This window comes from Haloplanus natans DSM 17983 (assembly GCF_000427685.1).
In the GTDB taxonomy this organism is placed as follows: domain Archaea; phylum Halobacteriota; class Halobacteria; order Halobacteriales; family Haloferacaceae; genus Haloplanus; species Haloplanus natans.
Genome location: NZ_ATYM01000003.1, coordinates 252,568 through 270,629 on the forward strand (window position 1 = coordinate 252,568; position 18,062 = coordinate 270,629).

At 56.8% G+C, this 18,062-nt stretch carries 15 protein-coding genes and 4 pseudogenes; 7 read left to right on the forward strand and 12 right to left on the reverse strand.

Going from position 1 to position 18,062, the window contains the following annotated elements; genetic code table 11:
* Window positions 1-152 precede the first annotated feature (152 nt).
* Window positions 153-1,640 (reverse strand): annotated as a pseudogene (locus HALNA_RS01015) (transposase); the annotation flags it as partial.
* 69 nt (window positions 1,641-1,709) lie between these two features.
* Between HALNA_RS01015 and HALNA_RS01020 the strand changes: the two are divergent.
* Window positions 1,710-2,678 carry an IS1595 family transposase gene (locus HALNA_RS01020; protein WP_084509836.1) on the forward strand — a complete coding sequence of 323 codons (969 nt, stop codon included), beginning with the start codon at window positions 1,710-1,712 and terminating at the stop codon, window positions 2,676-2,678.
* Window positions 2,679-3,017: 339 nt separating this feature from the next.
* On the opposite strand, the gene HALNA_RS01025 is transcribed toward HALNA_RS01020, so the two are convergent.
* From HALNA_RS01025 to HALNA_RS01045, 5 genes are all read right to left on the reverse strand, one after another.
* Window positions 3,018-3,593 carry a hypothetical protein gene (locus HALNA_RS01025; RefSeq protein ID WP_049934362.1) on the reverse strand — a complete coding sequence of 192 codons (576 nt, stop codon included), beginning with the start codon at window positions 3,591-3,593 and terminating at the stop codon, window positions 3,018-3,020.
* Window positions 3,590-4,207, reverse strand: a complete 618-nt coding sequence (locus HALNA_RS01030) for a transcriptional regulator (protein ID WP_049934363.1) — start codon at window positions 4,205-4,207, stop codon at window positions 3,590-3,592. The genes HALNA_RS01025 and HALNA_RS01030 overlap by 4 nt, the downstream gene beginning before the upstream one ends.
* A 280-nt stretch (window positions 4,208-4,487) precedes the next feature.
* Window positions 4,488-4,979 (reverse strand): hypothetical protein, encoded by a 492-nt coding sequence (locus HALNA_RS01035; protein WP_049934364.1) that lies wholly within the window; start codon window positions 4,977-4,979, stop codon window positions 4,488-4,490.
* Window positions 4,972-5,844, reverse strand: a complete 873-nt coding sequence (locus HALNA_RS01040) for a ParA family protein (protein ID WP_049934365.1) — start codon at window positions 5,842-5,844, stop codon at window positions 4,972-4,974. The genes HALNA_RS01035 and HALNA_RS01040 overlap by 8 nt, the downstream gene beginning before the upstream one ends.
* A gap of 731 nt (window positions 5,845-6,575) precedes the next feature.
* Window positions 6,576-6,968, reverse strand: coding sequence for a winged helix-turn-helix domain-containing protein (locus HALNA_RS01045; protein ID WP_049934367.1), 393 nt, complete (start codon window positions 6,966-6,968; stop codon window positions 6,576-6,578).
* A gap of 112 nt (window positions 6,969-7,080) precedes the next feature.
* Here HALNA_RS01045 and HALNA_RS01050 point away from each other — a divergent pair, with 112 nt between their 5' ends.
* Window positions 7,081-7,749: a DUF7509 family protein gene (locus tag HALNA_RS01050; protein WP_049934369.1), complete on the forward strand. Its 669-nt coding sequence runs from the start codon at window positions 7,081-7,083 to the stop codon at window positions 7,747-7,749.
* A 68-nt stretch (window positions 7,750-7,817) separates the two neighbouring features.
* Here HALNA_RS01050 and HALNA_RS01055 read toward each other — a convergent pair.
* The 4 genes and pseudogenes from HALNA_RS01055 to HALNA_RS01070 form a co-directional block, all read right to left on the reverse strand.
* Window positions 7,818-8,525 (reverse strand): annotated as a pseudogene (locus tag HALNA_RS01055) (hypothetical protein); the annotation flags it as partial.
* A 44-nt stretch (window positions 8,526-8,569) separates the two neighbouring features.
* Window positions 8,570-9,925, reverse strand: coding sequence for an RNA-guided endonuclease InsQ/TnpB family protein (locus tag HALNA_RS01060; protein WP_049934370.1), 1,356 nt, complete (start codon window positions 9,923-9,925; stop codon window positions 8,570-8,572).
* Between the two features lie 172 nt (window positions 9,926-10,097).
* Window positions 10,098-10,355 (reverse strand): annotated as a pseudogene (locus HALNA_RS01065) (hypothetical protein); the annotation flags it as partial.
* A gap of 29 nt (window positions 10,356-10,384) precedes the next feature.
* The gene (locus HALNA_RS01070) at window positions 10,385-11,656 is read right to left on the reverse strand and encodes an RNA-guided endonuclease InsQ/TnpB family protein (protein ID WP_049934372.1); all 1,272 of its coding nucleotides are present in this window, start codon (window positions 11,654-11,656) and stop codon (window positions 10,385-10,387) included.
* A gap of 339 nt (window positions 11,657-11,995) precedes the next feature.
* Between HALNA_RS01070 and HALNA_RS01075 the strand changes: the two genes are divergently transcribed.
* The 3 genes from HALNA_RS01075 to HALNA_RS01085 are packed head-to-tail and all read left to right on the forward strand — an operon-like array spanning window position 11,996 to window position 14,260.
* Window positions 11,996-12,301, forward strand: coding sequence for a hypothetical protein (locus tag HALNA_RS01075; RefSeq protein ID WP_049934373.1), 306 nt, complete (start codon window positions 11,996-11,998; stop codon window positions 12,299-12,301).
* A gap of 19 nt (window positions 12,302-12,320) precedes the next feature.
* Window positions 12,321-13,109, forward strand: coding sequence for a hypothetical protein (locus tag HALNA_RS01080; RefSeq protein WP_049934374.1), 789 nt, complete (start codon window positions 12,321-12,323; stop codon window positions 13,107-13,109).
* Between the two features lie 59 nt (window positions 13,110-13,168).
* The gene (locus HALNA_RS01085) at window positions 13,169-14,260 is read left to right on the forward strand and encodes a tetratricopeptide repeat protein (protein ID WP_049934375.1); all 1,092 of its coding nucleotides are present in this window, start codon (window positions 13,169-13,171) and stop codon (window positions 14,258-14,260) included.
* A 90-nt stretch (window positions 14,261-14,350) separates the two neighbouring features.
* Here the strand turns inward: HALNA_RS01085 and HALNA_RS01090 are convergent, their stop codons facing one another.
* Entirely contained in the window at window positions 14,351-14,995 is a 645-nt protein-coding gene (locus tag HALNA_RS01090) for an HhH-GPD family protein (protein ID WP_049934376.1), read from the reverse strand.
* 118 nt (window positions 14,996-15,113) lie between these two features.
* Between HALNA_RS01090 and HALNA_RS20995 the strand changes: the two are divergent.
* Both HALNA_RS20995 and HALNA_RS21520 read left to right on the forward strand, forming a co-directional pair.
* A pseudogene (locus HALNA_RS20995) lies at window positions 15,114-15,557 on the forward strand (DNA polymerase domain-containing protein); the annotation flags it as partial.
* A 1,144-nt stretch (window positions 15,558-16,701) separates the two neighbouring features.
* The gene (locus HALNA_RS21520; RefSeq protein ID WP_394324583.1) at window positions 16,702-17,316 is read left to right on the forward strand and encodes a Cdc6/Cdc18 family protein; all 615 of its coding nucleotides are present in this window, start codon (window positions 16,702-16,704) and stop codon (window positions 17,314-17,316) included.
* A 305-nt stretch (window positions 17,317-17,621) separates the two neighbouring features.
* Here the strand turns inward: HALNA_RS21520 and HALNA_RS01105 are convergent, their stop codons facing one another.
* Window positions 17,622-17,945: a hypothetical protein gene (locus tag HALNA_RS01105; RefSeq protein WP_049934377.1), complete on the reverse strand. Its 324-nt coding sequence runs from the start codon at window positions 17,943-17,945 to the stop codon at window positions 17,622-17,624.
* Window positions 17,946-18,062 lie beyond the last annotated feature (117 nt).

The following is an 18,062-nucleotide window of genomic DNA, read 5'->3' on the forward strand; positions in this document are numbered from 1 at the left end:
CGTGGTTTCGGGCGAATTTTCGAGGCGAAGCTGCTTCGGATCTACTCTCGATAGTCTTCTGCTGGCGTACTACCAACTAAACCGGTGAATTTCCAAGATCTCCGACAGTGTTGCCACTCAGGAACCCGGATTGCCCCGGACAGAGTATCTCTCTATCCGATTCCAGTTTCCTTCTTCAGCAGCGTCAGCGTATTGTCGGCTGTTACGATCGGCGAATGTTCATACTCACCCGTCAGCTCGACTTGGACGAGCAAATCGACCGCTCGCCAGATCGAGTACAAGAGACACGCGAACGCGAAATAGAAGAAGCGAAGCCCGAAATCCTTCGACGTCGTCGCCGCCATGAACCGCTTTATTGATCGGTAGCCGCTCTCGATCTCCCACCGATAGCCATACTCAGTGAGGTGGCCACTCCCCCGATTCGTCATGAACACCGAGTACTGCCGGTGATCCTCGTGCTCAGTGTTCTCTTTCCGGCGGTAGATCAGCGTCGTCTCGTGCCATTCGTTCTTCCCGAGGTGGAGCTTCCGGTCGGTCTCGTATCGATCCCGATCTCGTTGGAGCAACCGGTTGGCCTGCGCTTTCTCGCTGGTCTGCATCCGCTTGGGAACGACGTACGACAGGCCACGCTGGCTGAGCATCTCTAAGACGTGCTGGCTATCGAACTCCCGGTCCATCAGTACGTTATCGACGTGAACGGCCGCTTCAGCAGAGTCCAAGAGATCCTCAACGATCTCCTTCCGTGACTCACCCCGCCGCACAGGTCGCACATCGAGTACAATCGGGACAGCATTCCCGACTAACTGAACCGTCGCCCACTGGTACGCGTATTCGTTGGTCTTCTCTTTCGTGCCGATAATCTCGTTTTTGTGGCCCGTCCTATCGCCAGTAAACGGGTCAGCTTCGGTGATGTCTATGGCGACGATACCCGCCCGAAAGAACTCCTTAGTCTCCGCAGCCTCGTCGAGTAGCCGGTCAACTGCTCGTCGGTACATCTCGCGAATCTCCGGGATAGACAGATTTCGCAAGTGTTCCCGATGGGCGTGACCCAGCGGTGTCCTGTCCCGCGTCGACTCGTAGACGAAGCTGCGAGCGCCCTCGTTAGCAGCCAAATTTTCGCGAAGCCCCAGATACGTTTGGAGGCCCCAGTACGCGTTCTCGGAAATCTCACAGCCCTCACCTCGATCCAGCGAGAACGCCGGAAAGACGACACGGCTGACGTGGTCGGTGATTCGACCCGCCTGTTCCAAGACAGTCCGATCATCGGGGAAATCCTGCTTTCCGCGATTGTTCTGCTGCTGGGTGTGTCTCTCAGGCTCGCGCGGGACTGAAACACCCTCGTTATCCGCCTTGATGAGGATCGTCCGAGCGCCCGTCAAGACTGTCTCGCGTAACTCTGCAGTAAACCGGTCGTGCCAGCTTCGCCACAGTGTCGATTGATCCGGAATCGCCTCGAGTCCAAGTTGGTCAACGAGATCGGGTCGACATTCGAGGTACTCGACTAGCGTAGTCTCGTGATCGAAGCCGTGGATTTCCTTGAGCAAGAAGACGCGAGATAGGGCCTCCATCTCGTATCGCGGAGTCCCTGAGTAGGTGTCGTGTACTTCAAACCCGGAATATACCAGGGGGAGAGAAGCGACGACGCTCTTTTGTAGCGTAGCGGAACCAGACCACGAAGATTAGTGCATCCCACCGAGGGAGGAACGAGCATGTGCACTGACCGCCCCGCTCTCGGTGAGATGCTAGAGTATCTCGTCACGCTCGGTGCAATAGAGTTTCGCCCGGAGCCGCTCGACGCCATCGTCGAGCGGCGTCTCAAGGCGATCTGGGCAGCTCGCTCCTGTCCGAACTGTGGTGAGGACACGCTCCAGGCGCTTGATGGCTCCGACCGCATCTGGTGTGGTCGCTGTGACTGGAAAACCACGTACACGCGGGGAACCCCGTTCTACGATTCGGAACTCGCCCCCGGCGAGTTCCTCATCGCCTTCATCCTCTACGCCGATACGCTGCTCAGCATCAACCAGATCGCCTTCCTGCTGTCCCCGTCGTACAAGACGCTCTACGACCGGATCAAGGAGACAGAAACCGCGTTCGTGCGAGGGTTTCCGACCGTCTGGGAGCGGATCTCCCAGACGGTCGGTGGCCCGACCCAGGTCGACGAAACCCAGCAGGTGTGCTCGGGGTTCAAAGGGAAAGAGCCGCCACGGGAGGGCCTCAACCGCGGCGGCTCGCCGGAGGGAGGGCGGACACGCTGGACGGGAGAGCAGGGCGACGAGGTGACGCTCGTCGCGGCGTGCCGCGACGTGCTTCGCGTGGTTTCCGCAGCGGAGGGCACGGACTACGAGGACGATTTAGCGCCGGTGATCGAGCAGGCGGCTGACCTCTCCCAGCCGCTGGGAGAGGTCTGGACTGACGGCTTGCCGGCCTACCAAGGCATGGAACACGATCACCGGTACGTCGTCCACGACGATGGATACGTCTCTGACCAGGGCGTCCACACGAACCAGGCAGAGTGTCTTTGGTCGCTGTTGCAGCCGTGGTTGGCGAAGTTCCGCGGCCTGTCCAAGCAGGGCTTGGAACAGGCCGCTCGAACCTACGGGTTCCTCCGGTCGCTGAATCTTACTAGAGCACCGGTCCACGCTCTCATCGATTGCGTCGTCGTCAACGCATTCCGCTAGACTACAGAAGAGCGAGCGACGAACTCCTCGACAGAGTGGTGGGCGTCGTGTCCGAACCACGTCTCTGCAACGGTACGGATGTCTGATTCCAGACCAGCGAGCGTGGATTGATCCCAGACCGGATCTTCTGCGTATGATGCCCAATCACGGTACTGTCGGCGCGCGATTTGTCGAAATACCGTCCGACGACTGTCGCGTGTCGAAGCCACACCGGAGCCTTGCACAGGCGAAGCCAAGAATTCGTCTTTCTGTATCGCGTTTCTACCCCCCTGTCCAGTAGAATTTTACGAGGGAGAGACACAGTATCTACGACTAGATGGGACGCGATCCGAGAGAGTACTACTGATCCCAACTAAGACTGGCGATTGTGGGGAATTGCTCTTTCGCAGTCGCAGGCGGATGGTAGTATCGTGATACAACCTCGTGGTAGCCGAACTCCGGCGGGATGATTGCACAGGCTTTCGCCAGCAGTTCGTCGGCGGTATGGGTGATGACGCGAATCCGCTTGTTCCGCTCGAAGAGGTGGACTCCGAGAGCTACTATCGTTCCATCTCGCCGGTTGTTCGTCGTGGGATACTTGCTATGCTGGTTGAGGAAGTGGTTGGCCTCCTGCCACGCCTCCATAGTGGGACCGGACTCGGCGTCAGCCGAGTCACTCTCTGGATCTGGTAGCGATACGACACGAATCCACCCGTCGTCGATTCCGTGATCCAGATACGGGTTCGTCGTGCCATCTGTGCCGTGGTCTGCCAGTTCCTCGTAGATGAGTTCTGGAACCCAAATCTCAGTTTGTGCTTGCTTGACGGCACCTTTGAGCCTGTCGAGATGTGAGTTCGGGTGTTTCCCGAGACTCCGAAAGACGACTGTATCGACGATGTTGGCCGTGTAAACCCGGCCGTGTTCGCCCGCGCTCATTCCTCAGTCTCGTCGCCGTTGTGCTGCTTACTGTCGACGGTGGATGGAGTGTACGTCTCTGGGCTGGACGCACTCTCACCGAAGTCCCGAATCGCGTAGATGGCGTCGACGAGGTCGTAAGTCATCCCGGAGGAGAGGCCTGTGAGGTCCCCAATCTGGCGTATGGTGACTTCTCCTTCGTGATGATCCATCACGAGATCGTGTGCGAGAGCAAACGTCAACAGGCCGTGTTCTTCGAGGACGCGGTCGATGACAGGATATTCGTCTTGATGGCTCAGTACCGCCACCAGCGACGGTGTAATCGACACTGCCACGTCTCGTACCGTCAGGGTCAGTTCGAAGTCCTCGGCGGCGTAGGTTGTCGCGCTGTTCTCTTCGCCGATGTCGGTAATAAGTCCTGCACTGGCGAGTGTACTGAGATAGTCGTAGACCGTTTTCTTCGAGACTGCCGCCTCGTCGACGAGTTCAGGACCGGTCGCAGTCCCTTTGCTGCGGATATTCGTATAGAGGGCGGCAAGGGCGACGTTATCTACGAGGTCCGTGAACGTATGGATACCCGTGATTCGCTCAGGAGTTCCACCCGCATTCTGGACGTGGTTCGTGTCGTAGGACATTCTTGTATAGAGTTACGAAACTTGAAACAGTAAATGTTGGGGTCTGTAGGCTACCTCCTATCGCAGGGAAACTACGACAACTCACCGAGCAAGATAGATGATTACGGCCGATCAAGCCATATGCATTGAGACAACCAGCCTCAACTACTGCGCGGCCGCCGTTCGGGCCCAGTTCTGAGAATAATCGCGAGACTGCAAGCAGATGGCTTGCTACACAATCTACATAATGTACAATGCGCACAAAATCTGAATGGTGAGGGGAAATCGGCCAAATCCAATATTAGTCGTTCGTAGCTTGCTCGCTCAGCATCTCCACAACTTCCTGTACACGTTCCTCATCAGCTTCGATACCACGCTCCCGGAGGATCTGGAGGGCGACCTCATCACCGTGGTCCGCAATCACCTGGAGACACGCATCTTGAAACTCTCTTCCCTCAAATTCGGGAACATCAAACATAGAGCACGCCGCAGTTACCGAGGATCGCATCCGGGTAACGCCATTCCACGTCTCCTCCCGGACATAGAAGCCGTGCATATCAGTCTCGTCAAAGGAGAAGGCCGGTCCACCGGTAGATTCGTCCACATCCTCCCTATCCTCATCCTGCTCAGCAGTGAACTCAGTCTCCGACTCTGTGTCCTCAGTAGCTATCTCCGCATCCGGTTGCGGTTCATCCTGGGTGTCAGTACGCCCGTCGTCGTCCGATTCTACTCCTTCCTCCGTTTGTTTGAGCTGTTCAGCGACGTCCCCGAAACGGTCGTCCTCATTAGGCATGGCTGTGTTCCTCCACGAGGTCCGCTAAGTGGTCGAAATTCGGGATCTGGTCGCAATCTTCGTCGAACTCCGAGACGGGCATTCCTTGCTTGAAGGCGCGGGAAATTGCGGTCCGTTCGCGAATCCCTGGCTTCGGGATACTATCGATGGTGCGTCCCGAATCATCGAGAGCATCGAAGATCTCCGGATCCACACGAGCGTACTCAGGGACGAACGAACCGAACTCTCGGTTGAGATTTTCAACGAGGATCCGATGCTCGTTGTGTTGCCCCATCGTTTCGCGAATCATATTCGGAGTGACTGCGAGGATATCTAACCCGATATTCTCCCGGATTGGGGAGATCTGGCGTTCAATCATCTTATTGAGGCCGTTGATCGAGCCAGCACGCGGAATCAGCGGGATAATGACGCGCTGAACGGCGATGAGGGCGTTATCGGAGAGTTTCCCACGGCCGCCGGCGGCATCAATTATCACGAAGTCGTATCCGTTTTGGATGAGTGGATCGACGACATTCCGCCGAAGCTTCACGTCTGCAAACCGCTCGTCCTTCAGCCTCGTCTCGACGTTCTCGAGTTCGTTACTCGACGGGAGGAGGTGAACGCCGAAGTCCGTCTCGATAAGTAGGTTCTCGGGGTCTTCACCATCGATAAGGGCGTCACCGAGGTTCGCATCGCGGTCGTACGCATCGTCGTACCCAAGCTGGGTGGTCATGTGTCCGTCCTTATCCAGATCCAGTAGTACCGTCTCGTGGCCGCGGTCAGCGAGTCGATCAGCGATGTTGAGCGCGATTGTGGATTTTCCCACACCCCCCTTGAGCAACGAGACAGCTGCTCCAGGAAGTCCTTCAAACTCGTCAGCACTCATGGATCAGCCCCCCGCGATAGGTGGATTTTGTACATTTCGTAGGCAATCTACATTGTGTAGGTTTTGGAGGTTGTGCACGTTCCGTTAATAATGTGAGTTTTGCCTTGCTCATACGCGGCTAATGAAGTTCACCCATCTTAATTCTGCGTCAGACAAATTGGGTGCGCTATCTACACAATCTGCATTTTGTACATTATTCTAATTATGAGCACAATCCCAATTTGCCCTGATCTCCACCAATCAAACGTAATCTACACAATTTGCATTATCTACATTTCGCACACGTCCATCACGATTATCGCTACACCTCAAACGCCAATGACACAATGTACGGAACCTACATTATCCACATTATTTACATTATGCTAATGATGTGCGATATCGACATTGTCCAGCCACTCTGATATGAGAAACCGGGGTGGTGAACTGCCTCGGATTTCGCCAGACGAAGGCACGGTGGCTGTTCACCTATCTACACGACCCCAGACAGGAACAGGAGGTGGCCGGTGGGACAGTGACGACGACCGCCTGAGTAATCGATGGATCAGTACTCGTGATAGTGAAGCTCCAGGGCAGCCACGAGACGGATTGCAGAGACGTTCTGATGGTTGTGGAAGTGATCAATCCGATTCAGCAAACCGTGTTTGTTGGTTGGCGATATGATGTGCTGAAACCCGGCAAAAGTTCCGATGGACATTGGGAACGACACAGGCAGAGAACCCTACGAGAGCTTACGAATAGGCGTCGTTGAACTCCCGTTCACGGCGCATCAGCTCCTCGACACCGTGCTCAAGAATACCCCGCCCCATTGCCGTCGGCCGATAGTACGTATAGAAGCCTTGGCTGTCGGCGGTCCGTCGCTGGCGCTTGTCGACAAGCCCGACGTCGACCAGTTCGTCGAGGTGGTAGTGGAAATTGTGGGATTCGACATCGACCGCGGCCTTGAGATCGGCAGCACTCAGTTCCTCGTTGGCGACGAGCGTGCGAAGGATCCGAAACCGCGTCGGGTGGCCGATCGCCTGTTGCATCGCGAGGTACTCCTCGAGCGTCAGCCCGCTCTCTTCGGGAAGCGGCGGATCCGGCTGACGAACCTCCTCTGTTGGCTGGCGATCGGTTTCGGACATTTGGGGATGCCTCGGGTCCTACGTTGGGACGCCACGTACTTAGTTGTTCTCGACTAGAATATTACTGAAAAAACCGAGATTTATATACTACCGTTCCGAATCGACGAGTCGAATGCGGCAACGGATTATCGACAATCTCCCCCGTGTCGCCGGTGATTCAGATGCGCTCGCTCCAGTCCGGCGGGAACAGTTTCTCGTCTATCTGATGGGCCCATATCGGACATTCGACGTCGACGCGCTGCTGCCGGCGGACGCCGATGTCGAAACCGATGCCCCATCGTTTGCGACGTGGGACGATACAAGCGGCGAGTACGCCGAAGACGAGGTGTTGCGGCTCCTGCAGGAGACGCGGGACTGCCTCCGCGCCCGCGGGTTTAATGCCTTTCTCGCAATCGACGTCGGGATTCCGCTCGACGAGATGGATGCCGCCACACAGAGTATCGCCTTTGCGCAAGCGAGTAATGCAACCATCTTCGTCGCTCCACAGGTCGGCGACAACCTCGGTGTCGGGATCGAGATCGGGAGCGTCCTCGAGGATATTCTGTCGACAGCTGGAATGCAGGGGCCGGCGGCCGATGCAACGCCACCTAGGCGTGCGCGACGGGTTATGGTCGCGACCGAACCATCGGTTCGAAGTGCGATGCTTGGCGCCGTCCACGCGCGCTGGGACGCCAGTGTCCGGACGTTCACCGACGCCGCGGACTGCTGTCGGCTCTGCGCACAGTTCTGTACCCACATTCAGAACGGGGAGCTCTATGGCTCGCTCGACCGTCTGGACTGATCGGACTCGCGGTCAGCCCGGGAAGACCTCTTCCCGGAGCTGCTGCGAGAGTCACCAGAGAGCGATACTCATTGTACCTCGGAACCTGTCCGAAAGCTCGTGAGTTCGTCGATGCGGTCTTCCAAGTCTTCGATCTCGCTGCGGAGGACATCTGCCTCCTCGCTTTCAGTGGCCGCGAGTCGGTCCTTCAATCCCTGCAATCGCGTCTCTTTCACGTCCTCGTTGACGTCGGCTTTCCTGACGTACGCCCGCTCGTCGATTTCGTAGACGTCCTGCTCGTGGAGGTCAGTCACGTCAAGTGCGTCATCGACCTTGTCCGGGTCGACGCCGAGGACACGATCCCGATCGATACCGGCGTCCTCCAACGCAGCGATGACCTCTGTGTCGTCCTTCAGTGACTTCGACCGGCGCGAAGTTCGTTGGACGGAACCGTACTGGGCATGAACTGGCTGGTCGTGATGGACTCGATCAAGGAGGGTATCGGCGATGTCTTTCCGAAGGTCGTTCGCGCCACGTTGCACGTCCGAGAGTAGCGTGTAAAGATCGATGAGTGTCTCCGTATCTAGGGTGTCCATGCTGGTCGGATCGTGGCGTTCTAATTCATCGATCAACAGGAGTGCATCAGCATAGACGCCGACATCCGGCTCAGTTCTATCATCAGTCTCGGTAGAGCCCTCACCAATCACCTGGGTGGCAGCCGGGGCGTCCGTTTCAACGAGGGTCCCAGCGTCTTCGTCAATCTCGAATTGCGGATGAAGCGTTAGCACGGCAGCATGACATCCTCCGCGGCGTAAACGGCGCGGTTTCCTCCGTGGGAGTCTCAAACTGCCTGAGAGTCCCCGGAGGCAACATTCCCGTCACGGTCGACGGTACTCGGGTCTGTGCGCTGTTCTTTGGGACTTTCCCTCGTGGGAAAGCGTGGTGGCTCTGACCATTCGTGGTCGTCCCACTCGAACCGCACGGGCCGTGCCATCGGCCTGACCGCCTGCTCTGTGTGCCGTCTCAAGAACGTTTCTGACGCGGTAAGGTCAGCGTGGCCTTCGAACCCACACTGACAGGTGAGCGTGTCTTGATGCCGTGTTGTTCTGCCTGTCGAACCGCACTGAGGGCACTCTTGACTGGTCCATGCTTCCGATCGAACCTTGACCGAGATACCGTATTCCTCGGCGGTACACGCCAATCGTCCGGTGAATCGCTTGAATGCCCAGAAATTGTGGGTCTTAGCGTTGGTTTCGACCGACCAGTGCGTTTCGAGTACGTCGGTCAACCCGCCGATATACACTGTATCTACGCCCTCGGCGTACAGCTGTTCAAGCAGGTCACGACACAGTGCTTCTTGTGCATGGTCGCGGCGATGAGTTCGCTTCCGGTACAGTCGTCGGATGCGCTCGCTACTGTATCGGCCTTCCGGTAGCTTGGACTGTAACCTGGCGATTTCCCGTGCCGTGTCACGGAACCGCTGGAACAACTCGCGGCCTTCGTACAGGTATTGCTCGTCGGTCGTCGTGGTACAGGCAACGAGATTGTTTGCACCAATGTCCAGAGCGGCCTTCTCATCGGCCAGTGGAGTCTCCCGTGCATCTGTAACAGTCACGGGTTGCGAAGCTCGGAAGGTGCTGTCTGTCTCGTCATACCATAATTCTAACCGGCTCTGGTCTTCGTAGTCAGGCCAGTTCGGGGCGCCAACGATTTCCAGCCGGAGACGGCTTTTCGGACTGTTGTGAGTATCTCTCAGCTCTTCACCGACAACCATCTCAAGCCGGGACCGCTCGCCCCAGTCGGCAGTGTATGCGTCCTTTCGGACGACGCCTTTGAGGACACGTCCGTCGTCTTGGTTGCCACGGAATCCCGGCGGGTCCGGGTGTTGCGTAACCGACGTGTTCGAGTCGTCGTGATACGCATTTTTGTTCTCGAAGAACCCGCGCCACGCTTCGGTGTTTGCTCGCCGGACGGTTTGGGCGGTGGACGCGCCGAGAACATCTTTATATTTGCCTTCGAGGCGGCCTGTATCGACGTCCCACACGTCGCCCTCAAAGCCGTCTTCGTCGTTGTACCGCATGAGGCGCTGGTAGTTGATCTCGTTCCAGAGAGCGGCGGAAGCGTCCAACAGGTCCCGTAGCACCTGCTCACCATCGTTAGAGAGTGGTCGCACGGCGAACGTGTTGGTACGCTTCATCAGCCATTTCAGTACACGTTCGCTCAGTACTTGAATTCCAGTCAACTACAGTGAAAGTAGAACTCAACCAGCCACGTTGGAGACTCGAAGCCAGTAGTAACACGGCGGTTTCTCATCGGAGTTTACGCGATTCACGCCCGCCGTGAACGGCGCGATTCTCTCGCTGTCAAAGATAGGGTTCGGCATCCGGGGGAAGCCGGTCAAGCTCAAAGCCGCCGCCCGCATCTTGGACTCGGCGATAGAGCGTTTCGAACTGGTCGCGCTGGAGCGGCTGAGAATCATCCGAGTCCAGAATTTCGATGATAACGCGGTATTCCTGTGTATCGGTAATACGAAACTGGGTGTGTGAAAGCGGTGTAATGAGAGTGGCCTCCGGCGAACGCTCCTCGGCCGCTTCAAGGAGCGTGTGCCAGTTCTCACTGAACGACATATCTATACTCTCGCTGCTGAGAGCGTGAACTACCCCTGCCTACTCGCCTGCTTCGCAGGTTCCTTGAGGCAGCGGCTTCCCGCTTCTACGACGCGCTTTGCAGGAACCGAATCGGTTCCCACAGGGAGCGCAGTCTCCACAGGCGTTCCTTCGGAGTGAACCACTCCTAGGTCCTCCAGCCCGCGAGAAAACACGTTCAACGCCGCGTTTCGATCCCGATCGGCCTCGAATCCGCACGACGGACAGTCGTGCGTCCGGACCCACAACGGCTTCGCTGTTTCGACACCGCACCGGGCGCACTCCTTGGTCGTCCCCACCGGTTCCACCTCGACGACGTGACAGCCGTTCTTTTTGCCGTGGTGTGTGAGGACGGTTATGAAGTCGCGCCATCCGACTTCGGCCTTGGTTCGCGCATTTCCATCAGCCTCGAGCATCCCACGCACGTCAAGATCCTCGACAAACACGGCATCATACTCCAGAGTGTAGAAGTGCGCGAGCTTGTGCTTGAAGTCGTCCTTGCGGTCGGTCATCCGTTGATGCACCTCGGCAACTCGACGGCGTTGCCGCTCCCAGTTCTTGGAACCGTGTTGCTTGCGGGAGAGCGACCGTTGCTCACGTTCCAACCGCTCGCGATCGTCGGAAAGGTCGAGGCGGTCAACCGCTCTGCCGTCGGAGTCGTGGACGAACGACCGGATGCCGAGGTCGATACCAACGCAGTCCTCGGGTTCAATGTCTTCGACGGCGGGTTTTTCCGGGTAGTCGGGATTGTAGTCAACGACGATGCTGACCGTCCACGCCCCGGTCTTTTGTTTCTTCAGGTGGATTTGCTTGATGGTGCCGTCCTCGGGCAGCGGGCGGTGGTAGGTGAGATGGAAGCGACCGATTTTCGAGAAATCCACAACGGCGTGGTCAAGCCGGCCCGTGTTACTATCCACGTCGAAGCCAGACTGGTTGTACGTGATGCTGCGGTACTCCCGAGGGTTCTTCCACTTCAACCGCCCGACATCGTAACCTTTTGCTTTGAGTTCCTTGAGGACGGTTTCGCCGTGTGTGATGCGGCGGACGGCCATTTGCAGGCACTTCGAGTATACCTCACCCCACTGCTCCCAGTCTCGTTTCCAGTCGGGGAGTTTGTTCTGCATCGCGGTGTAGGATGGCTTGTCACCGTCGGGTGCGGGGTGATACTCTTGGGTGAGCGCGTGATTGTAGACCTCGCGGCAGGTCTGGATGTCGCTCCACGCACGCCGGGCTACTTCTTCCGAGGCGGGTTCGGCGTGGTACTGGAACGACACTTCGACCATACGGGTAAATGAGGATGTTGATGGTACTTAGTGGATTGTGTCCGCTACATACGGCTGTCTCCCCGTCCTCCTGCGCTACTCGCTCCCACTGGTCGCTGTGTTGCTACTTGAGGGCGGGGATTTAGCCTGCAAAAGTTAAAATCCCCAGTTCGTCCAGATTGCAGGGTAGACAGAGCTGTCGACAGAAGCTCGTCATACTGGCGTATATCCCGATAGTGTTCCACTCTCTCCGAACAACTCATCAATACTGTCGGTACGCATACCCGCATCAACAGCGAAGCGGACGAGCTGTCGCCGAAGCCACGCGCATACTTGTACGAACGGGTAGTAAAATCGGCTATGACGGATGAGAATGAGCCGGTCCAGCATTGCACGGTGGGTGAGCCGGTGAATCTTCCGACAGCACTCGAGACAGCCGCAATCGAGTATCTCGACGTCGACGACCAGCGGACGATCGTGATCTATCAGCAGGCGATTCTGATGGTTATCGCCAGTAAGGGACAGGCAACGGCAGCGCGAGAATTTGCAGTCGAACTCTGGGAAGAGCCACCGGACGGCCTTCCTTGCGACCCCGATGATCTCATCACAGCATTCCTCGATGAACTACTGGCACCAACCGATGCAGTTCGCACTGGGTTCGAATGACAACAGGATTCCGAAGACCATGACTGAGACAGCCACCACAGACCGTTTCGTCATTGAGGTGAGCCGTGTCGGGACCGTCGATCATATCGTCGATCTGGAAGCCGACCCAGCAAGCGGGCCGTCGTATTCATTTCGACGGGAGTTACCGGGCGAGAAGCTGTGTAATCGAAGCACGCGCTCACCCGCAAGCGAGCACATCGACCTACAGGACTACGCCGACTGGAAAGCGTTCGATAAAACTGCCTTTGAGGGTGATGCACCCGACGAGGTGTGTTCGTATTGCTGGAACGAGGTAGTAGAGAGAATCGAGAGAGTAGAACAACACGCGAGCGGGGACATAGGTGAACGCCTCGGAACAGTCGGGTATCGCTTGCGATGGAAGCAGAAGGGCCGGGCCCGCGAAGAGTGGTACGACACCGTCGTCCGACCCAAGACGACGATGGCAGAACTCGACGCACTTGTCTGCCGGTTCACGACGCTCGATGATCTCCATCTTCGCATGTACGGACTCGAAGACGAGTACCTCGACTCAACACTCAACGTTATCCCAGACCTCCAGTTCGCTGAAGTCGACGATCCCTCATACAGGAAGGCAAGCGAGATGACGATTGCCGATATCGCCGAACGCGCAGCACTCTGGAAGGGGGACCGGCTCAGCATGGTCTACGATTTTGGAACCCCCTCACACTACTACTGCATCGTCAAGGAGGTGTACGATCCACGGCAGATCGAGAAACTCCTCGAAGAACGTGACCCGACCGTAGCGACCGAGACAGCCGCGATTATCGACGAGAAACGACCCTTGTAATGGCCACGATCGAACAGTTGCCCCGCTCTTTTTCACCGGACTCCTCGAACACTCGACCAATGGCCGACTGCCCGTACTGCGAGCAATCCTTCGCGGACGAATCCGAGATCCGCAAGCATCTCTATGAAGCCCACGAGTACGACGAACTGGGTCGGATCGACACCAAGCGGGTTGACCAGTACATCGACGATCACGACCTCGAAGAAAGCGACGACGATACCACCGGTGCGCAGCAAGACACAGACGAAGCGGTACATATGTCCCTGGGGTCCGACCGCAATGCGGGTGAGCGGTGGGAGTTACATGACGTACAAGCACTATCGACGGAGGAAATTCGGGACAAGCTTGCCGAGCACGGTATCGATACGACTGAGGAGTCGTTCCGTGACCGTGCGGCCGAGGTTGACTCCGCGATGGCACTCGCCGACCAGTGGGAAACCGACCACGACGTCGACGCGTCGGGGTACGATCGGGATTTCATCTGGATGGCAGCTGAAGTCCTCTGGAGCCGGTGGGCACCCGATCTCCCCTATCAGGAGCAGATCTACGACCTGGTACAGGAAGGTCGAGAACTCCGGGAGCAGGGGAACGACGCCGAAGCTTGCCAGCGGTGGCTGACTGCCTGGGAGACCATTATCGCCGTCACGCCCGACGACATCACGACACTCGAGGCCGCTGACGATCACCTCCCGAATGTGCTCTCGTTCGAACCATTCCTGCGGTCGGTCGACAACGACCTTGCCACCCTGGCAGCGGACGATCCGACCTATCACGAGCGACGTCTCGAATTCTGTCGGGAGGTCTGTACCCGGTTTCCGGATGCACCTGCCGAGCTACTCCTTGATTTCCGCCACTTCATCGCTGATTCGCTGACAGAGCTGGGACGACTGGACGAAAGCAGAAACGAGTTCGAGACGCTCATTCGAGACTATCCCGAAGATCCCTGGGCGTACAAGAAACTCGCAGATAGCTACTGGCAGGATGACGCTGACGAGCCAACAGTCGAAGAGTTGGAACGCGCTGCCAAACTGTACCAGCAGGCTCTAGACGCCGAAGGTACCCTCGAACAGCCATCAGCCGTCTCTGACCGGATCGACGAACTCGAACGCCGATTGGCTAACATGGACACGTCCGAGGCACAAGAAGAATAGAGGTCTCTATGGACTGATTCTGTTCCTCGCTGCTGGGCTGGAGTGGGCTGTTCTTGAGGAGGTCAAGGAATCGGCGATGAATGTGGATTCCTAACCGCTCTGGTTCGCCTGGTAGTAGTGGCAGGAATCGGTGAAGAAGCACTTGTCGCAGACCGGGACCTTCGGCTGGCAGACCATGGCGGCGAAATCCAGGATCGCGAGATTGTACCTGCGAGCATCGTCCGCTGGAAGGACGGCGGCAGCGAATGACCAAGTATCTTCACCACGGTAATCGAACTCCTTGTCGAAGATCCGATTGTACACGCGGACCACGTTCGCGTCGACGATCGGTCGGGGCTCGTGATAAGCGAAGCACAGGGTAGCGTTCGCCGCATACCGACCGACGTATGGAAGCTCCAAGAGGTCTTGGAAATCTTGGGGTACGCCAGAGTCCCGAAGTTCTTGGCCGATCTTGATCAGGGCGTTACTCCGCTGATTCTGGAATCCGAGCGAATAGATGATGTTCCCAAGACGGTCCCGGTCCGCTTCCGCGAGGTCGTTGAGAGAGGGATAGGTTGTGAGAAGTTCGATATAGATGGATTCAACCTTCTCAGCAGCTGTCTTCTGGAGAAGGATCTCTGCGACCAAGACCTCGTACGGGTCGGTCGTGTCCCGCCAAGGGAATGACCGCAGGTTGTCCTCCGCCCAGTTAAGCAGGTCTGCACGGAAGTGTTCGACCGTTTGTCTGTGCTTCACTGCTGTTTTATTGGTGGCTGGAGTAAATGAAAGTTCTCTATCAGGTGCCTCGGTACGTCAAATCCCGCATTCAATCGTTCAGATGTATTTCCGGAAGTAGGTATTTCCGAGAGGAGGAATTGAGGCCGTCCAGCAGGACTTCCTCAACCGACTTGATACCACGCGGTCCGCGGTACTTAGATGTCTCGAACGAGCAATCGAGGAACGGCAGTCGGGTACTGTTGCAGTGGAGCGACTCGTCGAACGGAATCGCGTCTCCAAGCCATTGGAAGGCTATACGCAGAATACGCTGAACGTGGCGGTATTGAAACGGGCTTGCGATCAAGACCTCGCTGTCCACCCCGGACAGGACATCAAGTACGTAGTGGTCGACGACGAGAAAACCTTGCGAGAACGGGTCGCGTTGACCCACGAAGAGATCAAGTCGTACGATCGCTCGTACTACGAGACACAACTGATCCGAACTGTCGAAAGCATACTCCCGCAATTTGTCTGGGATCGGAACGATATCCGACGAGAACTCAACGGAACACGTGTCGTCGGTATCATGGACTGGATCTGACGAACCCCCTCCCCCCTTTTTCGAGTTGTAAACTCGTGATGCCGGAGAGGGGGTGAACAGCAAGAGGGACTGCAAAACAGCCGATTATGGCAGATATACGCGATAGAGAGGCTGAGTGTTTCATCTTCTAACTTGTAACTAGAAATGCGAAAGTTTATATTGTACATTACCTTACCAAAACTGCACTAGAGATAAAGAAAACAAATCGTCTAGCTGGAGCTAGACGATTGAGATATCTGGAGCAGATGACCTCTTCATCTCGTCCGTGATTCTGATCCCGTGTAATATCACGTCTCATCGCCTCTACGCCAACTTCTGTTAACTCAACGCTCGTTATATGGCGTCTGGTGTGGCCTATTCCCATCGGCTTACAACTCGAAAAAGGGGGGAGAGGGTACAACATTCGAGATCACCAAATCAGCTTCATCAGCTACCATATCTGGAACCTGGTATTACTCTCATTCGTGAACGGGTCCTACGAGCGTCGTTCTTTCGCTACTATTCTGGTGCTTACTACTCGAAAACGGGGAGTGTGAGTAAGACCGTATCACCCAGAGCATCATTCACATAATTCAGATTATGTGGATTTTGCTTCGAGACTCACTTCGACTCGCTCCTCCTTACAACACGAAAATGGGGTAGGTGGGTGAGAGCATCGAATCAGGTGTGTTACGTGAGTGCGAGGAGAAAGCCCCGCCCTTCGGGGCGGGGATGAATCCGACACGCTCATGCCACTCGCTCTCGTACAGTGGCCTACCGGAGTTCCCTCGCCGGGACACACCGGCTTCGCCGGTACAGACGCTTTGCGTCCACGTCCCACGGGGTAACAAATCCGACACCAGTCCACGGCGTAACACCTCAGGTGACGCGAACCGTGGTACCCAGTCGGCTGAATACCCGATCGTGGAGGGGCGAACGGTATTCGCCCCGTCGAAGCGTCCGGCACGTCCGGGTGGGAAGGCCGCTTTGACACGGCTAAACGCACTGCAAAGCACGCCCTTGGTAATAACTGGGCGGCGACCCCCGACGTGGGACGCGAAAGCGTACTTCGCCACCGAGGAAACGTGCAACCTCGAACTCCCCTTCGGGGAATCCTCGCCCTTCAGGGCGGGGAGGATGTCAAGATGCGAACCAACTCCGTAGTATTCTCCACAACCGGCAGGACGCCTTCAAACCAGACTCACTTGCCGATGACGTCGTTCCGCTTGTTGCTGCGTTCGGATCCCAAACGCACGGGGATGCGCGGAAAGCGATTGACCTCCTCAGATGGGCTGGCGAATTAGCTGAGCGGCATGGAGCTGACACCGTCACCGAGTCTGATGTCCGTGAAGCTCAAGAGAAATACACCGAAAACCGCAAACTCCGCCATATCAGCGGTATTTCGACTCAAAAGAAACTCTCCATCTACGCCGTGGCGGCGACGGCCAACTACGCAAGAGAACATCCTGAGTGGATCCCTGCTGGACCTGCGTTCAAGACGTACCAATTTATTGCTGATACGATGGACGCAGACCAGTACAGTCGCGAGACGTTCGTAAATCACGTCACCGAGCAGAGTACATACGGTGTGTTGGACTTCGAGCGTCGAGGCAAGGGGCGAGGCAGAGGAGTACATATGTATTTCTCTCTCTCCGAGGATCCGGAAACGATCATGGAGACGATCCGTGAGGATTCCCGGTTCGAAGATCTAGCTCACGAAGAGGCGACTATCAGCGCGGTTGTCCGCGAACGGCTGAAGCAGTTCCGGAGTAAGAACTAATCTCGCCCGTATTCTCCCCGCACTTACTTCTCGAAAACGGGGGGTGTTCGTATCCCGCGCGATGCGTTACAACTCGAAAATGGGGGTGTCAGTCGTCGGGATTTCTCGTTACTACTCGAAAACGGGGGGTGGGTGAGCCAAGTGATTCGACGTGCCGGGCTATCTGCTGTCCTATCTCCTTTCCCTCTCCCATTTACAACTCGAAAACGGGGGGGTTCCTACGAGTTCTTTGCCGTCGATATCATCGATCATGGGGAGACCGTGGGGGAAACGACGGTAACACGGGGAGGGGGGCTGAGTGGGGTTTACTCGTCCGGACTGACCGGTCCTTTGTACTTTGACGTCACTTTATCCCCCTCCCTCCACTGCCAGTAGTAGTAGCGGTTGTCGTTGATCTCCTTGATCGTGATCGTTGCCTTCGACGGGACGTCGTCCGGGAGGTCGTCGGGCCGCTCGTCGATCTCGTCGTCCTCCGACTCCTCCTCGAGGCGGGCCTCGCGAGCTTTGTGCTCGGCCAGTTCCTCGGCGTAGCGGGCAACGTGCTGGAGCTGGTCTGGGGAGTATCCGTTGAGCGTATCGACAATGTCTGTCGGGAGTTCCGCCGGCGGCGTCGGTAGCTCGTAGGACATCAGCGGTCGCCTCGTGTTAACCAACAAAGTGCGTATCGGCATAGATTTGTTGGTTAATCAGGTATCGGCTCGTCACGGGCTGAAGAGTATGAATAGCAAACTATTCGGGAATAGAAC

Bases quoted from the DNA above. Each gene is read 5' to 3' on its own strand.
- HALNA_RS01020 (WP_084509836.1), top strand. From the start codon at position 1,710: ATGTGCACTGACCGCCCCGCTCTCGGTGAGATGCTAGAGTATCTCGTC.
- HALNA_RS01025 (WP_049934362.1), bottom strand. From the start codon at position 3,593: ATGAGCGCGGGCGAACACGGCCGGGTTTACACGGCCAACATCGTCGAT.
- HALNA_RS01030 (WP_049934363.1), bottom strand. From the start codon at position 4,207: ATGTCCTACGACACGAACCACGTCCAGAATGCGGGTGGAACTCCTGAG.
- HALNA_RS01035 (WP_049934364.1), bottom strand. From the start codon at position 4,979: ATGCCTAATGAGGACGACCGTTTCGGGGACGTCGCTGAACAGCTCAAA.
- HALNA_RS01040 (WP_049934365.1), bottom strand. From the start codon at position 5,844: ATGAGTGCTGACGAGTTTGAAGGACTTCCTGGAGCAGCTGTCTCGTTG.
- HALNA_RS01045 (WP_049934367.1), bottom strand. From the start codon at position 6,968: ATGTCCGAAACCGATCGCCAGCCAACAGAGGAGGTTCGTCAGCCGGAT.
- HALNA_RS01050 (WP_049934369.1), top strand. From the start codon at position 7,081: ATGCGGCAACGGATTATCGACAATCTCCCCCGTGTCGCCGGTGATTCA.
- HALNA_RS01060 (WP_049934370.1), bottom strand. From the start codon at position 9,925: ATGAAGCGTACCAACACGTTCGCCGTGCGACCACTCTCTAACGATGGT.
- HALNA_RS01070 (WP_049934372.1), bottom strand. From the start codon at position 11,656: ATGGTCGAAGTGTCGTTCCAGTACCACGCCGAACCCGCCTCGGAAGAA.
- HALNA_RS01075 (WP_049934373.1), top strand. From the start codon at position 11,996: ATGACGGATGAGAATGAGCCGGTCCAGCATTGCACGGTGGGTGAGCCG.
- HALNA_RS01080 (WP_049934374.1), top strand. From the start codon at position 12,321: ATGACTGAGACAGCCACCACAGACCGTTTCGTCATTGAGGTGAGCCGT.
- HALNA_RS01085 (WP_049934375.1), top strand. From the start codon at position 13,169: ATGGCCGACTGCCCGTACTGCGAGCAATCCTTCGCGGACGAATCCGAG.
- HALNA_RS01105 (WP_049934377.1), bottom strand. From the start codon at position 17,945: ATGTCCTACGAGCTACCGACGCCGCCGGCGGAACTCCCGACAGACATT.